This window comes from Phaeobacter sp. LSS9 (assembly GCF_003443595.1).
Classification (GTDB): domain Bacteria; phylum Pseudomonadota; class Alphaproteobacteria; order Rhodobacterales; family Rhodobacteraceae; genus Phaeobacter; species Phaeobacter piscinae.
This window is the reverse complement of sequence record NZ_CP031956.1, coordinates 2,559,398-2,582,948: the sequence shown is the minus strand read 5'-3', so window position 1 is coordinate 2,582,948 and position 23,551 is coordinate 2,559,398. Positions and strand designations below refer to the sequence as shown.

The window sequence follows — 23,551 nt, the reverse complement described above, 5'->3', positions numbered from 1 at the left end:
TCTTGCGCCGTTTTTTGTGGGGTTCACTCGGTGTTGCCAGACAGTTCGATCGAAATAAACCAAGAGGTTGCGACCAATTCGATCCGCCGTGTTCTGGTGGTCGATGACAGCCGTCTGCAACGGCGAATCTTGGTCGCATCGCTGAAAAAATGGGGATTCGAGGTTGTCGAAGCCGAAAGCGGCGAGGCCGCGATGGAGATTTGCGAGAGCGATCCACCGGATTTGATTCTCAGCGACTGGATGATGCCGGGGATGAACGGTCTGGAGTTCTGCCGGGCGTTTCGGACCCAGTCTCAGGACAACTACAGCTATTTTATCCTGCTTACCTCCAAGAGCGAAAAGAATGAGGTGGCACAGGGGCTGGATGCGGGTGCGGATGATTTCCTGACCAAGCCGGTCAGTTCGGACGAGCTGCGCGCCCGGATTTCCGCAGGGGAGCGCATTCTGCGGATGCAGCGCGAGCTTTCTGAGAAAAACCGGATCGTATCAGACACGCTGGATGAACTGCAGCGGGTCTATGACGCGATTGACAAGGATCTGATTCAGGCCCGGAAAATTCAGGAGTCTCTGGTCCCCGAACTTTCCCGCGATTTCGGGTCCTCCACTGTGAGCCTGCTGTTGAAACCCTGCGGCCACATCGGCGGCGATCTGGTTGGTATGTTCTCACCAGGTGTGAATCGGATTGGCTTTTATTCGGTCGATGTCTCCGGGCACGGCATTACGTCTGCGATGATGACGGCGCGGCTCGGTGGGTATCTGTCGTCGACCTATTTTGATCAGAACGTCGGGATGGAAAAGCGGTTCAACCGCTTTTATGCGCTGCGCCAGCCGGAAGAGGTCGCCAGCCTGTTGAATGCGCGGTTGATCGCGGACACCGGGATCGAAGAATATTTTACCATGGCCTATTGCATCGTTGATCTGCGCAGCGGCGTGCTGAAGATGGTGCAGGCAGGTCATCCGCATCCGCTGTTGATCCGCAAAGATGGCAGCACGGAGTTTATCGGCAAGGGGGGCGTTCCCGTTGGTCTGGTCCCGGATATCACCTATTCGCAGGAAGATGTGGTGATGGAGAAGGGTGACCGCCTGCTGCTGTATTCCGATGGCTTTACCGAGGCCCGTCTGGAAAATGGCGAGATGCTTGAGGCGGAAGGTCTGGTTGAGCTGATTGGAAAGTGCAACGCGGAGCAGACCGGCCAGGAATTCCTGGATGACCTCTATTGGAACCTGACACAGGTGATGTCCTCGCAATACGGGCTGGAGGATGATGTCTCCGCGACCTTGTTTGAGTATGAAGGCCCTTAAAACGTTAAGCGGCGCGCCACAGGCGCCCGCTTTTGCACGTTTTCTGACAGGTTAGGTCTGCCCCATCCATCGCGCTATGATGCTGGCGAAATGTCGATCACCAGCATTCCCGAGGATTTCACATGCGATGTCCGCGCGCATCCACATCGCATCATGCAACGGCTCGGTAGGTGCGCAGATCCGACGTGCCGGACGCGCGATATAGATGTGGCAGAGTTTCTCTGCCCAGAGATCATACTCTGGCATATAGGCAAATCGGCGAAACGCGCCCAGCTTGCGTGGCTGAGAGATGGTCCAGCCGGTTTCCTCCATCACCTCACGGTGTAACGCCGGAATGGGCGACTCTCCCGGGTCAATTCCCCCTCCGGGTAGCTGAATATCTGGGCCGGGTTCACGTTGACAGGTCAGCAGCAGTTCGCCATCGCGTGGCAATAGCGCATAGACCCCTGTCCGCCGCCGATAGCTTTGCGATTTTTCCGGTGTATCGCCAAAACGTCTGATCACGGCGCTGACCTCTTCACTCTGATGATGTAAACCCTATATAGGCCCGATATGCCAATCCACGGCGCGTAAGGAAACCCCATGACACTTGTATCGAAAATCGCGTGGGACGATACCGTCCTGCCCTTCCAGCTTGATGTATCGGACATGCGCGGCCGCGTCGCGCGGTTGGATGGTGTGCTGGATGGCATTCTGAAGCAGCATAACTATCCGCCCGTTGTCGAAGCCCTGGTCGCTGAAATGGCGTTGCTGACGGCGTTGATTGGTCAGACCATGAAATTGCAGTGGAAACTGTCGTTGCAGGTCCAGTCCAAAGGGGCCGTGCGCATGATTGCCACCGATTATTACGCGCCCGCAGCCGAGGGCGAGCCAGCGCGTATTCGTGCCTATGCAAGCTATGATGATGCGCGGCTGACCAATGGTGCGCCGTTTGATCAGGTGGGCGAGGGGTATTTTGCCATTCTCGTCGATCAGGGCGAGGGCATGAAGCCCTACCAAGGGATCACACCACTTGTTGGTGGGTCTTTGGCGTCCTGTGCCGAGGCGTATTTTGCACAGTCCGAGCAGCTGCCGACACGTTTCTCGCTCAGCTTTGGGCGTTCAGCTGAACCCGGGGTTCCGGAACACTGGCGCGCTGGCGGTATCATGCTGCAGCAGATGCCAAAGGCCTCTCCGTTCGTTGCGGATGGTGAAGGCACTGGTGCGACGCTTGCCGCAGAGGATCTGGTCAGCGGCGAAGAGGGCGAGAACTGGAACCGTGTGATGCATCTGCTGGCAACCGTAGAAGACATGGAGCTGATCGGCCCGTCCGTGACGCCGACAGATCTGCTTTTGCGATTGTTTCACGAGGAACAACCGCGGGTCTTTGATACGCAGGCGGTCAAGTTCGGCTGCACATGTTCCACTGATCGCGTGCGCGAAAGCCTGTCGATCTATTCGGCCAAGGACATTGCGACCATGACGACCGACGAGGGGCGCGTGACAGCCGATTGCCAGTTCTGTGGTGCACATTACGACCTCGATCCGGCAACGCTGGGTTTCGAGGCAGATGCAGGCGACAGCGAACAGGGTGAGAGTGCCTGATCTTCGGGCACAGCTGACCGCCGCGCTGGGCATAAAGGGGGGAGGGTCCTCGGATTTCGACCTGAACCCCGACGTGGTCCTGCCCGCTGACCGCAAACTGCGGCCGGCGGGTGTTCTCGTGGCGATCAGCACCGCAGCGGGCGCGCCGCGTGTTATTCTGACCAAACGCTCGTCTGCATTGAAGCACCATCCGGGTCAGATCGCCTTCGCCGGCGGAAAGCAGGACGCCGCAGATGCGAGCGTTACCGATGCCGCCCTCAGGGAAGCCTGGGAGGAAATCGGTCTGCCGCGCCACCTGCCGCAGATTGTCGGGGAACTGCCGATACATGAAACTGTCACCGGGTTTACGGTGACACCGGTTGTAGCGCTGATTGACCAACCGTTTGATATCGTGGCCGAAGCGGGCGAGGTGGCCGAAGTCTTCAGCGTGCCGCTCTCGCATCTTTGCGATCCGTCGAACTATCAGATTCAATCCCGGCGTTGGCGTGGGATACGGCGGCATTACTTTGCGGTGCCCTACGGTCCCTATTACATTTGGGGTGCCACCGCGCGCATGTTGCATGGCCTTGCCGAACGGATGCAGGGATGACCCATATACAGGCCAAATGGCTGGAGGATCCAGCTGTGCAGCACGTCTGCGACGTCCTGACAAAGGGCGGGGCAGAGGTGTATTTTGTCGGCGGCTGTGTGCGCAACGCGCTATTGGGAGCACCGGTTTCGGATCTTGATCTTTCAACCAACGTGCCACCACAGCGTGTCATGGCCCTTGCTGAAGGGGCCGGGATCAAGGCCATACCAACAGGCATTGACCACGGCACCGTGACATTGGTCCATCGCGGGACCCCTTACGAAATCACCACGTTTCGCCGTGATGTCGCCACCGACGGCCGACGCGCTGTGGTGGCATTTGCCGACCGGATCGAGGAGGACGCTGCGCGGCGCGATTTCACCATGAATGCGCTTTATGCCCGTCCCGATGGGGGGCTGGTTGACCCGCTGAATGGCCTGCCGGATCTGCGCGCAAGACTCGTCCGGTTCATTGGCAGTGCGGCGCAGCGCATTCGTGAGGATTACCTACGCTCGCTGCGCTATTTCAGGTTTCATGCCTGGTATGGCAACCCAGATGCCGGATTTGACCCGGACGCTTTGTCGGCCATCGCAGAAAACCTGGACGGTATTGGTAGTCTCTCGCGTGAACGGGTTGGCAGTGAGGTGCTGAAGCTGCTTGCGGCGCCGGATCCGGCGTCGGCGATTGCGGTGATGCGGCAGGTTGGGCTGCTACCTCTGATTCTTCCAGGAAGCGATGATCGCGCCCTCGGGCCGCTCGTTCATCTTGAGGGGGGACTGCCTGCCGAACCGCTTTGCCGTTTGGCCGCGCTGGGCGGGGATGCGCCATGGGAGGCCTTACGCCTGAGTAAAGCCCAAGCTGCGGATGTGCGCCTGCTGCGCGCAGCTGCGGAAGGCACGGATGGACCGGCGGAACTGGCTTATCATCACGGCGCGACCACCGCGCGCAACGTGATGATGTTGCGATCTGCCTTATTAGAAATGCCGATTACACCTGATTTAGAGGCTGAAATTACCAAAGGAGCCGGAGCTGTGTTCCCGCTTTCCGCCAAGGATTTGATGCCAGACCTGCAAGGCCCGGCGCTGGGTGCAGCACTCAAATCCTTGCAGAAGGACTGGATTAAATCTGGGTTCATGCTTGACCGCGATGCGTTGCTGAAACGGCTGCTCTAACCTGCCCGATTGGTCGCGCCCCATCAAAAGGGGTGACAGAGCGAATTTTTTTTCCTACCCATAGGGGACCATCTTATGACGGGAGGAATACGCATGTACCACGGGATCTGGCACGACTGACGCCTGACCTGTCCGACCCATGTCGGGGGGGCCACGGCGATGGCCTCTATTCGCATGACTATTCCCTACGCTCAATTATTGGAGCACCCGTATGTTTCGTTTTTTCGAAAACCTCATCGACCCTTATTGTGACTATCCGGAAACAGATACACCGCCGCGGCAGCTGTGGCCGTTTCTGAAGGATTACTCGCAGCCTTTCAAAAAAGTGTTCGCAGTGACCGCGCTGATGTCGGTGATTGTCGCTGGCGTGGAAATTGGCCTGATCCATTACATGGGGCGGGTGGTTGACCTGTTGTCTGGTGAACCGGTCAGGGTGTGGCAGGACCACGGCACGGAATTCATCCTGCTGGCGGTTTTCATTCTGACCGTGCGCCCGCTGTTGCAGCTGTTCGATGTGCTGTTGCTGAACAATGCGATCCTGCCAAATTTCGGCACGCTGATCCGTTGGCGGTCGCATAAACATGTTCTGCGTCAATCGGTTGGCTGGTTTGAGAATGATTTTGCCGGACGGATCGCCAACCGGATTATGCAAACCCCACCCGCCGCAGGGGAGGTGGTGTTTCAGGTTTTCGACGCGATCACCTTCGCGCTTGCCTATTTGGTGGGGGCCGCGCTGTTGCTGTGGCTCGCGGACATCCGACTGTTGCTGCCGCTCTTGGTTTGGTTCGCGCTCTATGCGGTGCTGATCCGCTGGACCGTGCGCCGGGTGGGACCGGCCAGTCAGGCGGCATCTGATGCGCGCTCTACCGTAACGGGCCGGGTTGTGGACAGCTATTCCAATATTCATTCGGTGAAGATGTTCGCCCATCACAACACCGAACTGACCTATGCTAAAGAAGCCATTGAGGGCACACGCAAGACGTTCCAGGCTGAGATGCGGCTCTACACTATTATGGATGCGGCACTGGTGACGTTGAACGGATTGTTGATCGTCGGTGTTGTCGGTTGGGCAATCCTGTTGTGGATGCAGGGGCTTGCCTCGGTCGGGGTGGTTGCGGCTGCGACTGCGCTGACGCTGCGCCTTAATGCGATGACGGGTTGGATCATGTGGGCGCTGACCACCTTCTTTCGCCAGCTGGGTGTTGTGGCGGAGGGGATGGAAACTATCGCCCAGCCGATCGATCTGGTGGATGCGGCCAATGCAAAACCGCTTGATCTGCGTCACGGCGCGGTGGAGCTGCGTGAGCTTTCACATCACTACGGGCGCGGCTCTGGCGGTCTGGATCGGATCAGCCTGAACATCCGCGCAGGCGAAAAGATCGGCCTGATCGGGCGCTCCGGCGCGGGGAAATCCACGCTGGTGAAGCTGTTGTTGCGGTTCTACGATCCTGAAGGCGGGGCGATCCTGATCGACGGTCAGGACATCCGCATGGCGACGCAGGATAGCCTGCGCAGCCAGATCGGCATGGTGCAGCAGGATAGCGCATTGCTGCACCGGTCAGTCCGGGACAATCTGCTTTACGGTCGGCCTGATGCCACCGAGGCGGAGATGATCGAGGCGGCCAAGCAAGCACGGGCGCATGAGTTCATTCTGGATCTGGAAGACCCCGAAGGCCGTCGCGGCTATGACGCACATGTCGGGGAGCGTGGGGTGAAATTGTCGGGTGGCCAGCGGCAGCGGGTTACCTTGGCCCGAGTCATTCTGAAAGATGCGCCCATTCTGATCCTGGATGAGGCCACATCTGCTCTGGATTCTGAGGTGGAGGCTGAAATTCAGCAAACGCTTTATGGGATGATGCAGGGCAAGACGGTGATTGCGATCGCGCATCGCCTGTCCACCATTGCTCAGATGGATCGCATCCTGGTTTTGGATGATGGGCGGATTGTTGAAGAGGGGACGCATGACGTGCTTTTGCGCTCAGAGGGCCTATATGCCCAGTTCTGGGCACGTCAATCCGGCGGGTTCCTGAATATCGAGGCAGCAGAATGAAACTCGGCAATCTGATCGACGCATTTCAACCCGCCAAGGGCCCGCCGCCCAATCGGCTGGGGGGCTTTCTGCGCTGGTGCCTTTCAGGTGCCTGGCCAATGCTTGCGCTTGCTGCGTTCTGCTCGGCGCTGGCTGGCGGGATGGAAGCAGGGACGGCTTATATTCTGGGTCTGGTGATCGATACCGCGATTTCCAGCGGGCCGGGGCAGTTTTTCTCTGCCGGTAATCTTATGATCATTGTCGGGGCGCTGGGATTTTTCCTTCTGCTGCGGCCGATCCTGTTTGGCCTGTCTGCGGCATCCAATGCAATCATCGTCCAGCCAAACGTCAACCCGCTGGTGCTGTCGCGGCTCAACCGATGGACCATGGGTCAATCGGTGCGCTTTTTCGACGATGATTTTGCAGGTCGTATCGCGCAGAAGCAGATGCAGACAGCCAATGCCGTGACCTCGGTTGCGGTTGAGATGATCAACGTGGTTGCCTTTGCGCTGGCCTCGCTTCTGGGGGCGCTGGCGCTGTTGGGCGCGATTGACTGGCGGATAACCGGCCTGTTCGTGGTCTGGCTGGTCGGCTATTTCGCCACCATCCGCTGGTTTCTGCCCCGTATTCGCAAACGCTCCGCTGCGCGCGCTGGGGCGCGGGCAATGGTGTCGGGGCAGGTGGTTGATACGATCACCAACATCAAAACGGTGAAGCTGTTTGCGCATGCCGATTTTGAGGAGCGTACGGCGCAGGATTCCATGGCGGATTTCCGCACCAAGGCACTGCATTTCGGGTATCTGTCGGCGAGTTTCCGGTTTTGTCTGATGACGCTGGCGGGTGTGCTGCCAGTCTTGTTGATTGGCGCGACGCTGGTGCTGTGGCGTGATGGGCTGGCGAGCGAAGGTGATATCGTCGCAGCTGGTGCGGTGTCCGTGCGCATTGCCCAGATGACCGGGTGGGTCAGTTTCACCCTGATGGCGATCTATTCCAACATTGGTGAGATTGAAAATGGCATGACGACCCTGACCCGTCCCGACCGGGTTGAGGATCAAATCGCGGCTGAGGTGCTGACAGTCACTGAGGGGCAGATTGAGTTTCGCGAGGTCGGTTTTGCCTATGGGCGTGATATCGGCGGCATTCAGGATGTCTCTCTGACCATTGCGCCCGGGGAAAAACTTGGAATTGTTGGCGCCTCCGGGGCGGGGAAGTCGACACTCGTTTCGCTTTTGCTACGGCTCTATGATGGGGAATCTGGTCAGATCCTGATCGACGGAAAGGATATCGCAGAGGTCACCCAAAACTCGTTGCGCAGTCAGATTGGCATGGTCACGCAGGAAACTGCGATGTTCAATCGTTCGGCGCGGGACAACATCTTATATGGTCGACCTGACGCCAGCGAGTTGGAGCTGATCGCCGCCGCGCAAAAGGCCGAAGCGCATGAGTTTATCCTTGATCTGGAGGATGGTCAGGGCCGCACCGGTTATGATGCTCATCTCGGCGAGCGCGGGGTGAAGCTGTCTGGTGGTCAGCGGCAGCGTATCGCCCTGGCGCGCGCGATCCTGAAAGATGCGCCTATTCTTGTGCTGGATGAGGCAACTTCGGCCCTGGATTCAGAGGTGGAGGCAGCCATTCAGTCCGCGCTTGAGCGCGTGATGCAGGGGAAAACCGTTCTGGCGATTGCGCACCGGCTGTCCACGTTGAGTGAAATGGACCGGATCATTGTCATGGATCAGGGCCGCATCGCGGAAGCGGGCACGCATGACGCATTGCTGGAACAGGGCGGTTTGTATGCGCAATTCTGGGCGCGGCAGTCTGGTGGTTTCATCCGGACGGAGGCTGATGATCAGGCCGGAAGCTCACTGCCGCGGGATGCTGCGGAATAGGCGCCGTATGATCCACCGCAGCCGTCGTTCCCGCGAGGGCTGCGCATTTTTCTTTTGCATGCGGCGGTCGCAGGGTATGCAGCGCCCATGACACATGCAGCTAGAACCACAGCCACAATCATTCGTCTGGGCCATCAGGGCGACGGGGTCGCCGAAGGCCCGCTTTTTGCACCGCGCACGCTGCCGGGAGAGACCGTCAGCGGTGTTCGCGACGGGCACCAGCTTAGCGATATTCGCATCGAGAGCCCGTCGGAGATGCGCGTCCAGGCGCCCTGTCGGCACTATAAATCCTGCGGTGGTTGCCAGCTGCAACATGCGACAGATGATTTTGTCGCGAACTGGAAAGTCGACATCGTTCGTAATGCGCTGGCGGCGCAGGGGCTTGAGGCGGAGTTCCGCCCGATCCACACCTCACCACCACAATCGCGTCGCCGCGCCACCTTGTCCGTGCGCCGCACCAAGAAGGGGGCGATGGCCGGATTCCATGGGCGCGCCTCCGGGGTGATCACGGAAATTCCTGACTGCCAATTGCTGGCGCCACAGCTGCTGTCCGCCATCCCCATGGCTGAGGCACTGGCCATGGTTGGCGCCAGTCGCAAGGCGCCGCTCTCGGTGACCGTGACCCTGTCTGAGGTTGGTGTGGACGTGCTGGTGACCAATGGCAAACCGCTGGACGGTCCCTTGCGTATTGCGTTGGCCCAAGTTGTTGATGCCCATCATATCGCACGTCTGACCTGGGAGGATGAACTGATCGGTATGGAGCAGCCACCAACCCAACCGTTTGGACCGGCCCATGTCTGCCCACCGCCGGGTGCGTTTCTGCAGGCGACGCGCGACGGCGAAGCCGCACTTCTTGCGGCGGTCGAGGACTGTGTGGCCGGTGCGAAACGCATCGTGGATCTATTCGCTGGCTGCGGCACCTTCACCCTGCCACTTGCGCAACATGCAGAGGTGCATGCGGTCGAGGGTGAAGGCAGCATGCTGCGCGCGCTTGATGCCGGCTGGCGGCAGGCCAAGGGGCTAAAGAAGGTCACAACCGAAACCCGCGATCTGTTTCGCAATCCGCTTCTGGCAGAGGATCTGAACCCTTTTGGCGCTGCGTTTGATGTTGCCGTGATCGACCCGCCCCGTGCAGGTGCCGAAGCACAGGTAACGCAGTTGGTTGCCGCACGGACCAAGCGGGTGGCCTATGTGTCCTGCAATCCCGTCACCTTTGCCCGCGATGCCAAAATCCTGACGGATGGCGGCTACCGTCTGGATTGGGTACAGGTGGTCGATCAATTCCGCTGGTCTTCGCATTGCGAACTGGCGGCCAGCTTTTCCTACGTGGGGTGAAACCGGTGAGCATCAGCGCAAAACAATCCCTGACCCAGCGGCTCGGGACGCTTATTTCCAGCGATGGCTTTGGCAACTTCATCACGGCGGTGATCCTGATCAATGCGATCACGCTGGGGATGGAAACCTCCGATACGATCATGTCCCGATTTGGGGCCGCTGTCCTATTCGTTGATCAGCTGTGCTTGGCGATTTTTGTTGTCGAGCTGCTGGCGAAGCTTTGGGTGCAGCGGCTGCGGTTTTTCCTGCGCGGCTGGAACATCTTCGACTTTGTGATTGTCAGCATCGCCTTTTTGCCTGGTGCGCAGGGAATTTCGGTGCTGCGGGCGCTGCGTATCCTGCGGGTGCTGCGCGTCATCTCCGTCGCGCCGCGCCTGCGCCGCGTGGTCGAAGGGTTTATCACCGCTTTGCCGGGCATGGGATCGGTGTTCCTGCTGATGGCGATCATCTTCTACATCGGGTCAGTTATCGCGACGAAGCTCTTTGCGGAGAGTTTTCCTGACTGGTTCGGCAATCTCGCACTAAGCGCCTATTCCCTGTTCCAGATCATGACCTTGGAAAGCTGGTCCATGGGGATCGTGCGCCCGGTGATGGAGATCTACCCCTACGCCTGGGCTTTCTTCGTGCCATTTATCATGGTGACCACCTTTGCGGTTGTGAACCTGCTGGTGGGTCTGATCGTGAATTCCATGCAGGATGCCCATCACGAGGAAGAAGGCGAACGCACCGATGCCTACCGCGATCTGGTTTTGGCCCGGTTAGAGGCAATTGAGCAGCAAATCGCGGCCTTGCAACCGCCGCACGAGAAGAAGTGATTTTGTTTTTTCCGACGAAGATAGTAGTTGGAAATTGAGGCAAATCAGGCAGAGACCTAATATAATGGACAGACGTACATTCGGACTGGGCGCTGCGGCGACCTTTGGGTTGGCAGGGTGCAGCTCCGGTCCAAGCAAATTTCGCAGCTATAACGGGCCCGAGGTCACCTCGGTCGTCGTGAACAAGGGCGCGCGCAAAGTCTATCTTCTTCATCATGAGGATATTCTGCGCGAATATGATATGGAGCTGGGCTTTGCTCCACTTGGTCACAAGCAGATCGAAGGTGATGGTAAAACACCCGAGGGCACCTATCTGATTGACCGGCGCAATCCAAATAGCCGCTATCACCTCTCAATCGGGATCTCCTATCCCAACGGGCAGGACCGGGCAAAAGCTGCGGCAATGGGCAAAAAACCGGGAGGTGAGATTTTCATCCATGGTGAGCCCAATAATGCAAAAGAGCGTAAGCGCGCGGCGCGCGCGGACGACTGGACCGCGGGCTGTATTGCCGTCACCAATGATGAGATTGAAGAGATCTACGCGATGGTTCGCGATGGTACGGTGATCACCCTACGCCCGTAACCGCGTGGACAGAATGTCCATCACCGCAGGTTGCAGCTCAATAGAATAGGCCCGATTGCCTGAATGGCAGATCGGGCCTTTTTCATTTTTGGTTTTAGGCGAAAGCGCCGGATCAGCTGCCCATCACCAGGGTCCACCAGATCTTGCCGTTGGATTCCTGAAACCAGGAAAAGCCCATTGTGCGCGCTTTGGGGTCCATAATGACAGACCGGGTTGCGGATTGTTCCATCCAGGCCGTGAGTGTCTGCAGCTCGGACTCATAGGTTTCCGAAATCGTCTCGCCGATCATGGTGCCGGTGAAGCCTGCTCGGGCCACACGGTCCAGCGGCGACGAGCCATCGGAGCCAAAATGCCAGGGACGGTTCTGCACGGACATATCGCGTGAATGGGTGGCGGCCGCAGCGGTTAGCTGCGGGTTCAGCTGGACAGTGGGGCGACCTGCCGCTTCGCGGAGGGCGTTGACCGAGTCGAGCATCCGCAGCTGTACCTTGTCGGCGTTACGGATCCGGTACACGTTGCCGCCTGTGCTGCCATCGGGAGCAGGGGCACAGGCCGCGACGAGGGTCATCAGCCCGGCGATAAGGATCAGAAATACACGTGTCATACTACACCTTGCTTCATTTGCTGGCTGCTCCAATACCCCGGCTGTGACATAGGCGCAAACCTGTCAGCGGTGAATTGATCATCGCCGGATTGTTTGATTTGCGACTGAGGCATTCGCGCCATAAGATACGGCATAACGAATGCATATCTCCGCAGTTTGGAAAAGTCATGACCCGCAGTCCCTTCGATCCTCTCTCAAGACGGCAGTTTATTGCCGGTTCCGCGTTTGCCGGCGCCTCGCTGGTTGGTGGTGGTGTTGCCAGCACAGGCTGGGCCCAGGATGCAGCGGATACCGTCGCGGAGGGGTTTGACCCCCTGCGCCCGCCGCCTGAGCCCGAACCGCCGGTGCAGCGCAATATCTCCGCCTTCCGATCCAAGGACTGGCGCCCCTATTTCGACAGCCTGCGCAACGGCGCGGTGCTGGTTGATATCGACAGTCGTGCCCTGCATTTCTGGTCTGAAGATCAAAGCGTCTATAAGTTGTTCCCATCTTCGGTACCGCTTTCGGATGATCTGACGCGGCGCGGCCGGACGAAGATCATTCGCAAGGTTGATGGACCAGGCTGGGCCCCCACACCGAACATGCGCAGACGTAATCCTGAGTGGCCGGCCTATATCCCACCGGGGCCGGACAATCCGCTCGGAACCCACGCTTTGTATCTCAGCTGGAAGTATTACCGAATCCACGGAACCCACGACACACGCAAGATCGGACGTAAGTCATCAAATGGCTGTATTGGCCTTTATAATGAGCATATTTCAGAGCTATTTGGGCTGACGAAAGTGGGCACTCAAGTGTTGCTAATTTGACGACATCGACCCATTCCGGGGGCCGAATCATGCAACAAGCAATTGCAATGCCGGGATTTTGCTGATTAGAAAAATATCACGAGGTAAGTCTTGGGCGCGTGGTTCAGGTGGACTGAACTGCGCATATTTTTGGAGGTTAACATGAAAAAACTCGTTATCGCTGCTGCTCTGACTGCTGCTGCTTCGACCGCTTCCGCGGGCAACCTGGCTGAGCCGATCGTTGAGGCGCCGGTTATCGTTGAGCAGACCGAAAGCTCCTCCAGCGGCATCCTTCTGCCGCTGCTGCTGCTGGTTGTTGTCGGCGCGGCTGTTGCAAGCAACTAATTGCTTGTATCAGAACGTTAAGAAAGGCGGTGGATTTCCACCGCCTTTTTTCGTGGCGACTGGTGCCATCCGCATCGGCTGGGGCCGATGCAGGCTGAGTGTGGCCTAGCTATCAGACAACTCTGACAAGATGCTGTCGAGTGTTTTCAGAATCATTTCGATCCCTTCTGCATCTATGGTCAGCGGCGGGCGGATTTTCAGAATATTGTCTTTGGGGCCTTCGCTGCCGATCAGGATGCGGTGGTCCCGCATCCGGTTTTTGACATAGGCGCAGATCTCGGAGGCCTCTGATCCGTCGGTACGGATCAACTCGACCCCGATGAATAGCCCCATGCCTCGTACATCGCCGATTGCCTGATGGCGCGACTGCAAGTCACGCAGACCGTTGAGCAAATCTGCTCCGTGCTGACGGGCGTTTTCCTGCAGTCCTTCGTCGTCGACAATATTCAGCACTTCAGTACCGATCCGGCAGGACAGGGTAGAGCCGCCAAAGGTCGAGAAAAACTCCGGCCCCTGTGCAAAGCTATCGGCGATGGCGCGGGTGGTGACGAGGACGCCAAGCGGATGGCCATTGCCAATCGGTTTGCCCAGAACAACGATATCCGGTGCAGCCCCCTGGTGTTCAAAGCCGAAGTAATAATCACCCAAGCGCCCAAGACCTGTTTGCACCTCATCGGCGATACAAATCCCGCCCACAGCCCTGATTTTCTCATAGACCGCTGGCAGATACCCCTTGGGCGGGATGATCTGCCCGCCCACCGAGGGGAAGGTTTCGGCGATGAAACCAGCAACGCCGTGACCGCTGGCCTGTAGCTTCGTAATGGCGGTATCAACCAGATCAGCGTATTTCTGCGCACGCTGCGGATCATCACGACGGTAGGTGCCGCGATAGTCATCGGCGACCTCTACCAGCTCAACCCAATCGGAGGGGCCAACCCCGCCTTTGGCATTGAATTTATAGGCCGAGATGTCGATGACACCGGTTGTATTGCCGTGGTAGCCGTGGTCGGGGGTCACCATTCCCTTGGCGTTGGTGTGCGCCCGGGCCAGTCGCAGGGCCAGTTCGTTTGCTTCGGTGCCGGAGTTGACGAAGAAGCAGACCTCCAGATGATCCGGCATTTTGGACAGTATTTTATCCGCAAAAGCGGTCTGTGCCGGATGCAGATAGCGTGTGTTGGAGTTCATCCGTTTCAGCTGGTCGGCTGCGACCGCCTGAATGCGCGGATGGGCATGTCCGACATGCGGGACGTTGTTGTAAGCGTCCAGATAGGGGCGTCCCCATTCGTCGAACAAATGATGCTTCCAGCCGCGCAACAACATCACCGGGTCGCGGTATGTCAGGCTGAGGTTGCCACCAAAATGAGCACGCCGCCCGGCCAGAACCGTTGCTTTATCGGTTGGTTGATAGCTGACCCGAGTGGTGGGCAGGTTCAAGAGTGGCGCCGGATTGGGGCAGAGCGCGGTCCAGAGTGCGAGGTCGTCCGGGTCCGCAACCCCGGGCCAGTCAGCTTCGATGCCTTCTGTTGACAGGGCAAGCTGGAAATGAACATGCGGCGCCCATCCCCCGTTTTGATCGGCTGTGCCGAGCTGGCAAAATGGTGCGCCCTTGGCGATTTTGTCACCAACAGACAGACGCGTGCAGCATTCCGGGTCAAGGTGGCCATAGAGCGTATAAAATGCGTCGCCGCTATCTGTGTGGTGCTTCAGGATAACAACACCACCGTAGTCCAGATGATTGGCGCGATCTTCAACCACCTGAACTTCCCCGGCCAAGGGGGCATGAAGCGGTTGTCCGGCAGGTGCAAAGACATCCACCGCCAGATGCACGGTCCGGCGATCGCTTGCCTTATACTCTCCCTTGCGGAAGGATGGCGCTGTGTAGATCAAACGGGGTTCGCGATAGTAGCCAAGCCACCAATCGCGGCCATCCTCTCCGGAAAACTCACGTCCAACCTCAGCAGCCTCGGCCAGCGGCATGTCAAACGGGTTCTGCGGCCAAGTGGACTCTTCGACAGAGAGGGATCCCATTGGCAGATCCGCCAGATCCCGTCCCATCAGGGGGGCAAACTCACCTGAATGTGTCTCTAAATAGGCTAATACACTGTCTGCACCATCGACAACCGTCAGGCCGCAGGTTGCCCGAAGTCGCGCTGTGATCAGCGCAGGATGTTCACTCGGCTGGTCCAGAAACCGCCACGCCGGTTCCTGCGAAATTGTTACATAGGGATCATCAGGATTGTCTTGAGCCTCCAAGGTGGAGTTGATGACACTGACGGCCAGCCGCATCCGCAGCAGCGGCCAGAGAAGACCCAGTTCTTCTGCCGTTAGCGGGGTTACAGCGTGATATCCCGACACCAGCGCCGCAAGCGCTCTCTGCGGTTGGGGGTGGTCGAGGACGAGATAGGCGGCCGCAATGGCGAGATCACAGATTCGTGGCCCTGCGCACATATCGCCAAGATCAATCAGGCCGCTGACAACTCGAGGTTCCGACAGCTCACCAGCGACGAGGATATTGTAGTCATTTGCATCATTGTGGATGGCCTGCCTTGGTAGAGCGTTGAGCTGCGGTTTCAGGGATGCAAAATCGGCGCAGATCTCGGCGATCACTTGCTGCCTGCGGTTATCCGTGATGCAGGTTATGTCATCCTTGATCCAGTCTGCGGTCATCAAATCCCATTTGAAGCTACGCTCCAGTGCGGGATGCGCAAACTCTTTGAGCGCGCGGGTGGTTCCGGCAAGGGTCGCGCCGACCTCGCGGATCAGCTCCGCGGATTTTGGCGCGCTTTTGGCATAGCAGCGGCCGGACAGCAGGGTTTGCACCCACACCAGCCGGTCTTCGCCGGTATCATCCTGGAGACTGAGGCACAGCTCTCCGGTGGTTGCAGCAACGGTGCGGGGGACCGGCAGACCAGGATCAGTTTTGTGGATATGCGCCAGTGCTGCGATTTGCATATCGACAAGGTCGGAAGCGCAGCCGGGGCGCATGGCTTTCAGGATATAGCCCCGGCCGTCAGACGTGAGCGCGCGATAGTTAAGGTCATATTCTCCGTCCAACCGGGACAATTCGGCACGGATGCCCCAGTGGTCGTGCAGGACGGCGGCCCAGTGATCTTCGGCCAAACGGATTGCGGTCATGAAATGCCCCTGTTCAAAACTCCCAAGCCCCGTTGGCCGGGGCGTTTGGGCTATTTGGACCGGGGCGTGGCGATTAGTCCAGCCACCCTTTCAAATTGCGTTCGATCACACCGGACAGCGCGTCGATATGCTCTGCATCGTCGTTCAGACAGGGGATATAGAGAAAATCCTCTCCGCCTGCATGCTCAAAGCTCTCGCGGATTTCCTCGTTGATTTCTTCAAGCGTTTCAATGCAATCGGCCGAGAAGGCCGGGGCGATCACGGCGATATTCTTCTTCCCATCCTTGGCGAGAGTGGCGACGTGATCCACGGTGTAGGGTTTCAGCCATTCCTCAGGTCCAAAAACCGATTGGAACGTGGTTGTGATCTCGGTGTCGGTCCAGCCGAGACGCTCTTTCAGAAGGCGTGTCGTTTTCTGGCACTGGCAGTGGTAAGGATCACCCTGCATCAGATAGCGTTTTGGCATGCCGTGATAGGAAACCACGAGGATTTCGGGCTTTTTCTCAGCGGCGGCATAGGCCTTCTCGACTGAGCGGGCCAGCGCGTCGATATAGGCAGGATCGTCAAAGTAGGGGGCCACTGTGCGCGCAGCCGGCTGCCAGGTCTCCTCCATCAGGGCGCGGAAAAACTGGTCATTGGCGGTTGCTGAGGTGGCGCCCGCGTATTGCGGATAGAGCGGCACGAAGAGGATTTTCTGGCAGCCCGCCTCAATCATTTCGCGGACCTTTGATTTTGTCGACGGATTGCCGTAGCGCATACAGAAATCCACCATAACCTCGTTGCCGTAGCGGTCTTGCAACGCTTCCGCCATAGCAGCGGTCTGGTCTTTGGTAATGGTCATCAGGGGGCTTTCGCCCTTGTCGTGGTTCCAGATGGACTTATAGGCCGCCCCCGATGTGAAGGGCCGTTTGGCCAGAATGATCAGCTGAAGCAGCGGCTGCCATTTCCAGGCCGGATAATCGATCACCCGTTTATCAGAGAGAAACTCGCTAAGATACCGGCGCATGGGCCAGTAACTGTAGTCGTCAGGCGTGCCGAGATTGGCCAAGAGAACGCCAACTTTCGCCGGGGCGATTTTTGGGTGGTCTGCCGGAGCGTGAGCGGGGCAGGTGGCGGGGGCAGTGGCGTCCAGCATCTGTCATGGTCCTGTGCGGTAATCGGTCAGCGGATCGTGGTCCGCCCTAGCAATATGAAGATACGGCGGAAATAGCCAATTGGATCATTCCACCAGAGCCATAGAATAGATCTATGACCAGGACTGTCTACTTGGGCAGCGGTGTTTCTGGCACCCTAAGCGCATCTGCCAGACGGGCCTTCGCCGATCCAGGGCGCAGCGGTTTCTGCTGGGTTTCCGATGGCGACCAACCGGTCAAGCAAATCAGTTCGAACGTAGCGGGCAAAAGACCGTCCGCAGTGGCGTAAGTGGTGCGATAGATTTCTTCTGCTTCTGCAAAGAGATGGCGCGAGGGCGGCACCTTCAGTCGTTGGGTCATCGCATTGGTTTCGCCCATGCCACGCAATTCATGCATTAAATGTCGCAGGTCGCGGTATTTTGCCGTCAGCGGCACAACATCCGCAACGGGCAGCGCAAATCCGGCCCGCTGCAACAAGGCGCCCAGATCACGCACCTCGGCCATTGGGGCCACACGTGGGGAAAGTCCGCCAAGAAGCCGTGTTTCGGCAGTTGCCAGGGCGCTGCGCAGTTCATGCAGGGTCTGGCCGCCCAGCATCACAACCAGCAGCAACCCATCTTCGCGCAAGGCGCGGTGACATTGGATCAGTTGGCCCACCGGATCATTGGCCCAATGCAGGGACATTGCATGGACCACAAGATCATGCGCGCCCACCGCCAGATCCAAGGTTTCGTCATCGGCCACATGTTTCGCATCGGGCAGACAACTCTCCCAGCCTTCGGCGAAAGGCGCCACCAGCGCTGGGCTGGTAAAGCTTCTGTTAACCATGGATAGCCGATCCTCAATCTCATCGCGGGCGATGTCATGCAGGAACAAGGCCTGAGGCGTCAGGCGGTTGCGATGGGCGGCGATGGCGCGGCGGTCGAACAGCTGCGGGCGGGGCGTCGTGGCTTGGGTCATGAGGGCTATTTAGGATGTTGAAGGCGCGGATACAAACGGCTGTTTCATTGATCTACCCCCCGCGTTGTCTGGCCTGCGGAGATTGGGTCGACAGTGATTTCGGGCTCTGTGGTCCCTGTTGGCGCGACACCCCTTTCATCAGCGGAACCTGCTGTGACGGTTGCGGCGTTGCACTGATCGGAGAAGAGGACGGTTTCCGGCTTGAGTGTGATGACTGTATGGAACATCCGCGCCCTTGGCAGCAGGGGCGCGCGGCATTGTCTTACGACGGCACCGCGCGGCGTTTGATTCTCGCGTTGAAGCACGGAGACCGCACAGAAATAGCACGGCCTGCGGCGCGCTGGCTGGCGCGGGCCGCAACTACCTTATTGGCAGATACCCCGCTGGTGGCGCCAGTGCCGTTGCATTGGTCGCGGTTTTTGCGCCGTCGCTACAATCAGTCTGATCTATTGGCCAAGGTCATGGCCCAAGACGCCGACTTGGACTATTGCCCGGATCTATTGCGTCGGACACGGCGTACCCCCTCGCTGGAGGGGCAGAGTCGCCATCAGCGCTACACGACATTGACGCAGGCGATCGCTGCGCATCCCAAACATGCCGAGCGGATCAGTGGCAGAATTGTCCTGTTGGTGGATGATGTGATGACCAGCGGCGCGACGCTCAGCGCGTGTAGCGAGGCCTGTCTTGACGCCGGGGCGACGGCGGTGCGTGTCGCGGTGCTTGCACGGGTCACGCACTCGTGATCTGAACGCGCTGGGGCTGGCAATTTCATCATGGACTGCCCAAGTTCGTGCCAAGCCAACAGATATGTTCAAACGGAGACCCGAATGAAACCGGTCGAAATCTACACATCCCCGCTTTGCGGGTTCTGCCATGCCGCCAAACGCCTTCTGACGCAAAAAGGTGTAAGCTTTGACGAAATCGACGTTTTGGCAAACCCGGACCGCAAGGCTGAAATGATTGAGCGTGCCAATGGCGGACGCACAGTGCCGCAGATTTTCGTGGGTGAGACCCATGTGGGCGGATGCGACGATCTTTATGCGCTGGACCGCTCCGGGAAGTTGGATCCGCTGCTCGCCGCCTGAGTTGCGGTACATAAAGTGACAGCCTGAGGAGGTGACAGATGCGTGCTGCTCTGCTTCAAATGACGTCAAGCGACCAACCCGCCGATAATCTGGCGATGGTGCAGCAGATGATCGCCGATGCTGTCGCGGGCGGCGCGGGATTTGTGCTGACGCCGGAGGTGACCAATTGCCTGTCCGGCAGCCGCAGTCACCAGCAATCCGTCCTGCATCACGAGGCTGATGATCCGACATTGTCGGCCTTACGGGACACGGCGTCGCAGCATGAAATCTGGCTGTCGCTGGGGTCACTGGCGCTGAAGACGACGGACGCAGACGGGCGCTTTGCCAACCGCCAGTTTTTGATTGATCCGAAGGGAGAAATTGTCGCCCGTTATGACAAGATCCACATGTTTGATGTGGACGTCACGCCTGAGGAAACCTACCGCGAATCCGATGGATACCGTCCCGGTCACGAAGCGGTGGTTGCAGAAACCCCTTTTGCCGCGTTGGGGATGACCATCTGCTATGATGTGCGCTTTCCCTATCTGCATCGGCGTCTGGCCAAAGCCGGGGCGCAGGTTCTCTTGGCGCCTGCGGCGTTTTCCCATGTCACAGGCGCCGCTCATTGGCACGCCCTGCTACAGGCGCGGGCCATCGAAACCGGCTGCTATGTGCTGGCTGCGGCACAGACTGGCACACATCCGGCCGCCCGTGGGCCGTCACGTCGCACCTATGGGCATTCGCTTGTCGTTTCGCCGTGGGGGGAAATCCTTGCAGATGGTGGCACGGATATCGGCATCACCTACATTGATCTTGACCTTGAAAAAGTGGCACAAGCGCGCCGACAGGTGCCTTCCCTGTCGCATGATCGAGAGTTTGACGGCCCCTGATGGATGATACAAATTCCCTTGCGGTTTCGCTGTTTAGCGAAATCCTGATGGCAGATCAGCTGGCGCGAACGCGGCTGGGACAGGTGCTGCCCAAGGGAATGGAGCTGTCGCATTTTTCCGTATTGAACCATCTGGCACGTACGGGCGTGGAGCGTTCCCCCGCGCAGCTGGCGAAGGCGTTTCATGTGACCCGTGGCGCCATGACCAACACGCTGGGCAAGCTGGAGGCTGCCGGATATGTCCATATTCGTCCTGATTGGGACGATGCGCGGCGTAAAATGGTCGCCATCAGCCCCGCCGGGCGGCAGGCACGCGATGCGGCGCTGGCGAGCATTGTGCCGATGATCTCCGAAGTGGTGGAGGAACTGGGCGGTGACCGGGTCAAATCCGCGCTGCCGATCCTGCGAGAATTTCGGATCAAGCTGGGCAGCCGCGACTAGATGAAGATGTCCGTACTAGGCGCCCCTCCCCGACAACGGAAAAGGACGCCTGCGAACAGACGTCCTTGGTGCCCCCCGTCAGGCTGGTCCGTGAGTGGTAGGCTTAACGACAGGGCGGCCCGGAACAAGGGCCTCTGTGCATTCACTCGGTGACAGGTCGGAACTTTTCGACCCTTGCCACTGGTTTACCACGGGTGGCGTATCGGCCCAACGGCGCAGAAGGATGATCACCTATCCTTAAGTATAGGAGCAGCTGGTTTTTGGTGCGTATCAGTGTGGTTTTGTGCTTGCAGTGACGTAATTGACGCTGAGATCTCGGTCCGAAAGGGACCATGTCCAAAATACCGGGTTGAAGACAAATCCCTTGCGATCGACCGGCGTCAGTCCAGCCTTTGCCAGCAGGTCGAATAGCTCATCTGGGGTGATAAACTTCGACCATTCATGGGTGCCGCGCGGCAGCCAGCGCATCACCACTTCTGCACCAAAGATGGCCATGGCATAGCTCTTGGGATTGCGGTTGATGGTTGAGCAAATCTGCAATCCGCCGGGTTTCAGCAATTGCCGCGTGGCGGTCAGATAGCTGAGCGGATCGGCCACATGTTCGACCACTTCCATGTTGAGAACCACATCGAATTGTTCGCCCGCCTCGGCCAGTGCCTCAGCTGTGGTATGGCGATAGTCGATATCCAGCCCGGATTGCTGCGCGTGGACCTGCGCCACCGGGATATTGCCCGCTGCGGCATCCGCACCGACGACCTCCGCGCCCAAGCGCGCCATGGGTTCGCTCAAAAGACCACCGCCACACCCGATATCAAGCAGACGCAGACCTGAAAATGGCGCATCTGACGACAGGTCACGGTCGAATTCTGCTGCGATCTGCTGCGTGATGTAATCAAGGCGACAGGGGTTCAGCATATGCAGAGGCTTGAATTTTCCGGTCGGATCCCACCATTCAGCAGCCATGGCTTCGAATTTTGCGATCTCGGACGGATCTACCGTGGATTGAGGCGCTTGCATTCCTGTCTCCGTGTGTTCTTTTATCAGTCAGGACTAAGTTAGGTCAGTAATGGACAAATACCCGTATCAAAAGCGCGCAGTGCAGTATTTGTACCCGCCCATCGAACCCTTCGACCAGCGTATGATCGATGTTGGGCAGGGGCACCATATATATATGGAGCAAAGCGGCAATCCGGATGGTATCCCTGTGGTGGTCTGTCACGGGGGGCCGGGTGGCGGATCCAGCCCGGCGATGCGACGGTATTTTGATCCGGAGCGTTACAGGATTATCCTGTTCGATCAGCGGGGGTGCGGGCGGTCGCGGCCACATGCCTCCTGCGAGGACAATACCACCTGGCATCTGGTTGCGGATATGGAGATCATTCGACGCCTGATCGGAGTGTCGCAATGGATGGTGTTCGGTGGCAGCTGGGGGGCGACGCTGTCGCTGATCTATGCCCAGACCCATCCAGAGAGAGTGCGCCAGCTGATCCTGCGCGGCGTTTTCCTGATGACCAAGTCGGAGCTGGACTGGTTCTACGGAGGCGGCGCCGGTCGGTTCTGGCCGGAAACCTGGTCGCGATTTGTCTCGCTGATCCCGGACGATGAGCGCAGCGACCTGATCGCGGCCTATAATCGGCGGTTGTTTTCGGGCGATATGGCAGAGGAGATCCGGTTCGGGCGGGCTTGGTCCGCGTGGGAGAATGCTCTGGCCTCTATCCATTCCAACGGTGTCTCAGGGGAAAGCCCCGGCGACTACGCCCGCGCCTTTGCCCGGTTGGAGAATCACTACTTCATCAATGGCGGCTTTCTGGATTACGACGGTCAGATCTTCGCCAATATGAGCCGCATATCGCATATTCCGGGCATCATCGTGCAGGGGCGGTATGATATGATCTGCCCGCCGACCTCAGCCTGGCGATTGAAGGAGCTGTGGCCAAATGCAGAGTTGAAGATGGTACGCAATGCCGGCCATGCTCTGTCGGAACCGGGAATCAGCGCGGAACTGGTGCGCGCGATGGACCAGATTGCCGAGGAGCAGGAGCCATGACACGGATCGACAGACGTGCGCTGTTCACATCGGGTGCAGCTGCTGCGTTGCTGGCTGCCACCGGTGCGGCGCTTGCGGATGCCCCGCAGCCGGGCGGAATCCTGCGATTGGCTGTGCCGCGGGATGGTGATCTGATGGATCATGTGGCTCGTGGTGCTGTCTTTGATACGTTGACGGAAATTGGCCCGGATGGGTCATTGCGCCCTGAGCTGGCCACCCGTTGGAGCAGCAGCCCAGATGCGCGGATCTGGCGATTTGATATCCGGTCCGATGTGGCATTTCATAGCGGGGCGCAGCTGCAAGCCCAGGATGTGGCCGCCAGCCTGCGCAACAGCGTTGTTGAGGCTGGTCATGTGGCGCAGGTTGAGGTGCTTGCCAAGGACAGTATTCAGATTGCGCTGGGCGCCTCGAACCCGCATCTGCCTTATCTGTTGGCGGATGGTCGCTTTTCCATCGCTGCGGGGGGAGAGGTTTCATGCGATCTCTCTGCCGCAGATGGCACCGGATGCTACCGGGTGGAACGCGCGCGCGCCGGGCGCGATTTTCGGGCGACGCGGGTGATGGATCACTACAAATCCGGTCAGGCAGGTTGGGTCGACACGGTCGAGCTGATTGTGATTCCGGATGCGGAGGTTCGGGCAGAGGCCCTGCGCGAGGGGTACGTTGATGTTGCGGCCTTACCTGCGCCCGATGGGGTGTTGTCGCGCGGCAGTTTTCAGTACCATCCGTCGGCGAGCGATATGGCCTTGGCGGCGCGCCGGGATGTCGGCCTTCCCCGCAGGATCGGCGCCCGCTCAGCGTTGGATGATGGCCGTATCGCTGAGCGCTGGTGGCGCGTCTGATCTGTGAAATTGCGATGTCTGGCTTGCGC

At 58.8% G+C, this 23,551-nt stretch carries 23 protein-coding genes; 17 read left to right on the top strand and 6 right to left on the bottom strand.

Annotated elements, in window-relative coordinates; translation table 11 throughout:
• The first annotated feature begins 30 nt into the window (after window positions 1-30).
• A complete protein-coding gene (locus D1820_RS12410) occupies window positions 31-1,302 on the top strand; it encodes a PP2C family protein-serine/threonine phosphatase (RefSeq protein ID WP_118069283.1) in 1,272 nt (423 codons plus the stop codon).
• 51 nt (window positions 1,303-1,353) lie between these two features.
• Here D1820_RS12410 and D1820_RS12405 read toward each other — a convergent pair whose 3' ends face one another.
• Window positions 1,354-1,806 (bottom strand): NUDIX hydrolase, encoded by a 453-nt coding sequence (locus D1820_RS12405; protein ID WP_118069282.1) that lies wholly within the window; start codon window positions 1,804-1,806, stop codon window positions 1,354-1,356.
• A gap of 78 nt (window positions 1,807-1,884) precedes the next feature.
• Here D1820_RS12405 and D1820_RS12400 point away from each other — a divergent pair, with 78 nt between their 5' ends.
• The 8 genes from D1820_RS12400 to D1820_RS12365 all read left to right on the top strand — a co-directional run bounded on the left by D1820_RS12400 (window position 1,885) and on the right by D1820_RS12365 (window position 11,274).
• Window positions 1,885-2,886, top strand: a complete 1,002-nt coding sequence (locus D1820_RS12400) for an Hsp33 family molecular chaperone HslO (protein ID WP_118069281.1) — start codon at window positions 1,885-1,887, stop codon at window positions 2,884-2,886.
• Window positions 2,879-3,475 carry a CoA pyrophosphatase gene (locus tag D1820_RS12395; protein WP_118069280.1) on the top strand — a complete coding sequence of 199 codons (597 nt, stop codon included), beginning with the start codon at window positions 2,879-2,881 and terminating at the stop codon, window positions 3,473-3,475. Before D1820_RS12400 ends, D1820_RS12395 begins: the two co-directional genes overlap by 8 nt.
• On the top strand, window positions 3,472-4,626 hold the full coding sequence (locus tag D1820_RS12390) for a CCA tRNA nucleotidyltransferase (RefSeq protein ID WP_118069279.1): 1,155 nt from the start codon (window positions 3,472-3,474) through the stop codon (window positions 4,624-4,626). The genes D1820_RS12395 and D1820_RS12390 overlap by 4 nt, the downstream gene beginning before the upstream one ends.
• Before the next feature lie 211 nt (window positions 4,627-4,837).
• Window positions 4,838-6,676, top strand: coding sequence for an ABC transporter ATP-binding protein (locus D1820_RS12385; protein ID WP_118069278.1), 1,839 nt, complete (start codon window positions 4,838-4,840; stop codon window positions 6,674-6,676).
• Window positions 6,673-8,541, top strand: coding sequence for an ABC transporter ATP-binding protein (locus D1820_RS12380; protein ID WP_118069277.1), 1,869 nt, complete (start codon window positions 6,673-6,675; stop codon window positions 8,539-8,541). The genes D1820_RS12385 and D1820_RS12380 overlap by 4 nt, the downstream gene beginning before the upstream one ends.
• An 87-nt stretch (window positions 8,542-8,628) precedes the next feature.
• Window positions 8,629-9,876 carry a class I SAM-dependent RNA methyltransferase gene (locus tag D1820_RS12375; protein ID WP_118069276.1) on the top strand — a complete coding sequence of 416 codons (1,248 nt, stop codon included), beginning with the start codon at window positions 8,629-8,631 and terminating at the stop codon, window positions 9,874-9,876.
• A gap of 5 nt (window positions 9,877-9,881) precedes the next feature.
• A complete protein-coding gene (locus D1820_RS12370) occupies window positions 9,882-10,691 on the top strand; it encodes an ion transporter (protein ID WP_096790341.1) in 810 nt (269 codons plus the stop codon).
• 64 nt (window positions 10,692-10,755) lie between these two features.
• Window positions 10,756-11,274: a murein L,D-transpeptidase family protein gene (locus D1820_RS12365; RefSeq protein WP_118069275.1), complete on the top strand. Its 519-nt coding sequence runs from the start codon at window positions 10,756-10,758 to the stop codon at window positions 11,272-11,274.
• A gap of 112 nt (window positions 11,275-11,386) precedes the next feature.
• Here the strand turns inward: D1820_RS12365 and D1820_RS12360 are convergent, their stop codons facing one another.
• Window positions 11,387-11,878 (bottom strand): CAP domain-containing protein, encoded by a 492-nt coding sequence (locus D1820_RS12360; RefSeq protein ID WP_040178959.1) that lies wholly within the window; start codon window positions 11,876-11,878, stop codon window positions 11,387-11,389.
• Window positions 11,879-12,045: 167 nt separating this feature from the next.
• On the opposite strand from D1820_RS12360, the gene D1820_RS12355 reads away from it, so the two are divergent.
• Window positions 12,046-12,687: a L,D-transpeptidase gene (locus tag D1820_RS12355; RefSeq protein WP_118069274.1), complete on the top strand. Its 642-nt coding sequence runs from the start codon at window positions 12,046-12,048 to the stop codon at window positions 12,685-12,687.
• Window positions 12,688-12,828: 141 nt separating this feature from the next.
• Window positions 12,829-13,011, top strand: coding sequence for a hypothetical protein (locus tag D1820_RS12350; protein WP_014876361.1), 183 nt, complete (start codon window positions 12,829-12,831; stop codon window positions 13,009-13,011).
• A 105-nt stretch (window positions 13,012-13,116) separates the two neighbouring features.
• Here D1820_RS12350 and D1820_RS12345 read toward each other — a convergent pair whose 3' ends face one another.
• The 3 genes from D1820_RS12345 to D1820_RS12335 form a co-directional block, all read right to left on the bottom strand.
• Window positions 13,117-16,146, bottom strand: a complete 3,030-nt coding sequence (locus D1820_RS12345; protein ID WP_118069273.1) for an aminotransferase class III-fold pyridoxal phosphate-dependent enzyme — start codon at window positions 16,144-16,146, stop codon at window positions 13,117-13,119.
• A gap of 73 nt (window positions 16,147-16,219) precedes the next feature.
• On the bottom strand, window positions 16,220-17,281 hold the full coding sequence (gene hemH / locus D1820_RS12340; RefSeq protein ID WP_040175172.1) for a ferrochelatase: 1,062 nt from the start codon (window positions 17,279-17,281) through the stop codon (window positions 16,220-16,222).
• Window positions 17,282-17,408: 127 nt separating this feature from the next.
• Window positions 17,409-18,239 (bottom strand): methyltransferase domain-containing protein, encoded by an 831-nt coding sequence (locus D1820_RS12335; protein ID WP_118069272.1) that lies wholly within the window; start codon window positions 18,237-18,239, stop codon window positions 17,409-17,411.
• Window positions 18,240-18,253: 14 nt separating this feature from the next.
• On the opposite strand from D1820_RS12335, the gene D1820_RS12330 reads away from it, so the two are divergent.
• The 4 genes from D1820_RS12330 to D1820_RS12315 all read left to right on the top strand — a co-directional run bounded on the left by D1820_RS12330 (window position 18,254) and on the right by D1820_RS12315 (window position 20,633).
• Entirely contained in the window at window positions 18,254-18,982 is a 729-nt protein-coding gene (locus D1820_RS12330) for a ComF family protein (RefSeq protein ID WP_118069271.1), read from the top strand.
• 84 nt (window positions 18,983-19,066) lie between these two features.
• Window positions 19,067-19,324 (top strand): glutaredoxin 3, encoded by a 258-nt coding sequence (grxC, locus tag D1820_RS12325; RefSeq protein ID WP_014881502.1) that lies wholly within the window; start codon window positions 19,067-19,069, stop codon window positions 19,322-19,324.
• A 38-nt stretch (window positions 19,325-19,362) separates the two neighbouring features.
• Window positions 19,363-20,193, top strand: a complete 831-nt coding sequence (locus D1820_RS12320) for a carbon-nitrogen hydrolase family protein (protein WP_118069270.1) — start codon at window positions 19,363-19,365, stop codon at window positions 20,191-20,193.
• Window positions 20,193-20,633, top strand: coding sequence for a MarR family winged helix-turn-helix transcriptional regulator (locus D1820_RS12315; RefSeq protein ID WP_027248348.1), 441 nt, complete (start codon window positions 20,193-20,195; stop codon window positions 20,631-20,633). Before D1820_RS12320 ends, D1820_RS12315 begins: the two co-directional genes overlap by 1 nt.
• A gap of 270 nt (window positions 20,634-20,903) precedes the next feature.
• Here D1820_RS12315 and ubiG read toward each other — a convergent pair whose 3' ends face one another.
• On the bottom strand, window positions 20,904-21,650 hold the full coding sequence (gene ubiG, locus D1820_RS12310) for a bifunctional 2-polyprenyl-6-hydroxyphenol methylase/3-demethylubiquinol 3-O-methyltransferase UbiG (protein WP_096872940.1): 747 nt from the start codon (window positions 21,648-21,650) through the stop codon (window positions 20,904-20,906).
• Between the two features lie 49 nt (window positions 21,651-21,699).
• On the opposite strand from ubiG, the gene pip reads away from it, so the two are divergent.
• Window positions 21,700-22,680, top strand: a complete 981-nt coding sequence (pip, locus tag D1820_RS12305) for a prolyl aminopeptidase (protein ID WP_040175187.1) — start codon at window positions 21,700-21,702, stop codon at window positions 22,678-22,680.
• A complete protein-coding gene (locus D1820_RS12300) occupies window positions 22,677-23,522 on the top strand; it encodes an ABC transporter substrate-binding protein (protein ID WP_118069269.1) in 846 nt (281 codons plus the stop codon). Before pip ends, D1820_RS12300 begins: the two co-directional genes overlap by 4 nt.
• Window positions 23,523-23,551 lie beyond the last annotated feature (29 nt).